This window comes from Priestia sp. P5_B4, from assembly GCF_056400385.1.
In genome coordinates, this window is sequence record NZ_JBFULJ010000399.1 from 1 (window position 1) to 3,417 (window position 3,417).

Sequence of the window (3,417 nt, forward strand, 5' to 3'; positions counted from 1 at the left end):
GCCATTGACTCAAGGCCTCCTCCAGATAAATACCAAAGGCCTGGATCCAGATACACAACGTGATTGTTTTTCACCGCATTGACTTCTTTTACGTACTCATTTTCAACAATTTGTTTAGCGGATGATTTTTCACCAATCGCTGCACCGCGGTCAACGACGAATAAGTAGTCTGGATTTTGCTTAACTAAATATTCGTATGAAATGCTTTGACCGTGCTTAGCGGATGGATCTAAACTGTCGTCTGCTGCTTTAATACCGAATACGTCGTGGATTAATCCGTATTTAGAACCCGGACCAAACGCTGTCATTTTGCTGTCATTTGCCATCATTACAAGCGCTTTTTTATCTAGTTTGTCCGCTTGTTTTTTCAAATCTGCAATTTGCTTATCAATTGCTGCTAGCTCTTTTTTCGCTTGATCTTCTTTATTAAAAATTTGTCCTAGTACTTTTGTGTTTTCTTTAAATGACTTCACATAGTGCTGGTTGTCTGTATCGATATAGATCGTCGGCGCAATTTTTGAAAATTCATCAAATGAATCTGCTTGGCGGCCTTGAATAATAATTAAGTCTGGCTTTAATTCTGCAATTTTTTCGAAATCAGGTTCTTTTAAGCCACCTACATTCGCATACTTATCATCTTGATACTTTGATAAATACTCAGGAATCGCTTGTTTTGGCAAGCCCGCCACTTCAACCCCTAGTTTATCTAGTGTATCAAGTGCACCCATGCTGAATACTACAACTTTTTTAGGGTTTTTCTTAATTTTAATTCCGTCTTTATTGAACTGATCGGTTACTGTTACCGTCTCTTTTTGCTTACTTTCTCCACCTGTTGTTTCTTTTGCTCCTTGATTACCGCAAGCGGCTACAACAATCGCAGTTAAGACTGCTGCAAACATTACTAACACTTTTTTCACTTTCGTCACCTCATGAATAAATTTTATGAAAAATACACGCAAATACGCTGTCCGTTAACCGTTTCGATTGGAATATCCATATCGTATATATCCTTTAATACAGACGTTTGAATGATGGTTTCTGTTGGGCCTTCACAGATTACTTCACCGTTTTTAAGTGCCACAATATAATCCGAATAAACAGACGCAAAATTAATATCGTGAATGACAATTACAATCGTTTTGCCTAAGTCTTCTACGAGACGTTTCAACAGCTTCATAATTTCAACAGAATGCTTCATATCTAAGTTATTGAGCGGTTCATCTAAGAAAATATACTCCGTGTCCTGTGCGATCACCATAGCGATAAAGGCCCGCTGACACTGTCCCCCGCTCAGTTCATCCAAGTATTTGTCTTGAATACTTTCAAGCTTCATATAACTTAGCGCCTGATCAACCGCTTGTTCATCACTTTTTGTTAACCGGCCTTTTGAATAAGGAAACCTTCCAAAATTGACGAGTTCACGTACGCTAAGCCTGATATTCAGCTGATTGGACTGTTTTAAAATGCTCATTTTTTTGGCTAAATCTGAGCTGTCAATATTCTCTATATTTTTTCCTTCTATTGATATTGATCCTGAGTCGGCTTTAATGAGACGGCTCATAATTGAAAGCAGCGTACTTTTCCCCGCTCCGTTTGGACCGATAAATGACGTGATTTTCCCTTTTGGAATCACGACGGATGTTTTTTCTAAAACGGTTTTTTCTCCGTATGTTTTACTGACATTTGTTACTTCTACCATGATTTATTCTCCTTTAGCAGCAAATAAATAAAGTAAATTCCGCCGGCAAAGTCAATGATGACGCTCAGCGTGGTGCTGAAGGTGAACACTTTTTCAACGATAAATTCTCCTCCGACGAGAGCTATAACACTAAGCAGCAGTGATCCCATCATTAAATAGGTGTGCTTGTATGTTTTGAACAGCTCTCTCGCAAGGTTCACAACAAGCAGTCCAAGAAAGGTAATCGGCCCAACTAACGCTGTAGCCACTGAGACAAAAATGGCGATCACAATCAGCATTTTTTTGACGAGCCCGTCATAATCAATACCTAAATTTACCGCATGTTCTCTTCCAAGCGACAGGACATCAAAAATGGATGTAAAGCGCCACACGTAAATGCCAAGCAGGATAAATATGACGGCTGCTATGTATAGCAAATCGGTATTAACATTGTTAAAGCTTGCAAATGATTTATCTTGTACAACTTGAAATTCATTCGGATCGATCAGCATTTCCATAAATGAAGACATGCTTTTAAATAACGTGCCGAACACAATTCCAACCAGTAAAATAAAGAAAATATTCTTACCGGCTTTTTTGAACATCAGTATGTAAAGCAAGACCGAAAAGATAATCATCAGCGAAACGCAAAGAAGAAAGTTAAGATTTTTGTTCATGATGACAATATTCGTCGAGCCAAAGATGTACACAATAAACGTTTGCAGAAATAAATACAGTGAATCCAGTCCTAGAATACTAGGAGTTAGAATTCGATTATTAGTAATTGTTTGAAAGATAACGGATGAAAAAGCAATGGCTCCTCCGGTTAAAACAATCGCAACAACTTTTTCAATTCTTCGCGGCAGCGTGTACTGCCAGTAGCCTAAATCGTAGCTGATAAACAGTGCCACTGATAAAACGGCCAGCGCGGCGAGAATGATGATTTTATGTTTGTTATGCATAACGACCTCTCCTTATCAGCATAAAAAGAAAGATCGCACTTCCTATTACACCGACCATTAGCCCAATAGAGATTTCATAAGGGAAAATAATGACTCTGCCTAAAATATCGCACGCCAGTATGAACACAGCTCCAAGCAGCGCTGTATGAGGCAGGCTTTTTCGCAAATGATCTCCACGGTAAATCGATACGATATTTGGAATGATTAATCCTAAAAAAGGCAGCATGCCAACGGTCAAAATCGTAATCGACGTAATAAGCGAAACAATGACTAATCCAATGTTTACGATTTGTTTGTATTTCACGCCTAAATTGATTGAAAAGCTTTCTCCCATACCAGCAACCGTGAACTTATCTGCGTAAAGATAAGCAATTATTACGAGCGGTATACTCAGGTATAAAAGTTCATATCTCCCTTTGACTACTAGCGAAAAGTCGCCTTGCAGCCATGAAGAAAGGTTTTGAATCAAATCGTATTTGTAGGCGATGAAGGTAGCTAAGGAACTTACGATACTGCCGAGCATTAAACCGACTAGTGGAATATAAATCGTATCGTTAAATTTAATTCTGTCTAGTATTCTCATAAACAATAGATTGCCCGCCAGTGAGAAAATGAAAGCAATGCTCATTTTTAATAGAGGACTTGCTGAAGCAAATACTAGTAGAGAAATCAACACACCAAGTCTTGCCCAGTCCATAGTTCCTGCCGTTGTTGGAGATACAAACTTATTTCGCGTAATTTGCTGCATAATTAATCCGCAAATACTAAGGCTCATTC

General features: G+C 38.6%; 4 protein-coding genes. All 4 read right to left on the bottom strand.

Annotated elements, in window-relative coordinates:
* The coding region (locus tag AC1DRF_RS20095; RefSeq protein WP_477741508.1) for a siderophore ABC transporter substrate-binding protein at window positions 1-917 on the bottom strand (917 nt) is incomplete at its 3' end.
* A gap of 23 nt (window positions 918-940) precedes the next feature.
* Window positions 941-1,699, bottom strand: coding sequence for an iron ABC transporter ATP-binding protein (locus tag AC1DRF_RS20100; protein ID WP_043981407.1), 759 nt, complete (start codon window positions 1,697-1,699; stop codon window positions 941-943).
* The gene (locus AC1DRF_RS20105) at window positions 1,693-2,640 is read right to left on the bottom strand and encodes an iron chelate uptake ABC transporter family permease subunit (RefSeq protein WP_097822767.1); all 948 of its coding nucleotides are present in this window, start codon (window positions 2,638-2,640) and stop codon (window positions 1,693-1,695) included. Before AC1DRF_RS20105 ends, AC1DRF_RS20100 begins: the two co-directional genes overlap by 7 nt.
* On the bottom strand, window positions 2,633-3,417 hold a 785-nt coding region (locus tag AC1DRF_RS20110; protein WP_477741509.1), incomplete at its 5' end, for an ABC transporter permease. The genes AC1DRF_RS20110 and AC1DRF_RS20105, both read right to left, overlap by 8 nt.

Coding starts and splice junctions, on each gene's coding strand:
- AC1DRF_RS20100 (WP_043981407.1), bottom strand. CDS start 1,699: ATGGTAGAAGTAACAAATGTCAGTAAAACATACGGAGAAAAAACCGTT.
- AC1DRF_RS20105 (WP_097822767.1), bottom strand. CDS start 2,640: ATGCATAACAAACATAAAATCATCATTCTCGCCGCGCTGGCCGTTTTA.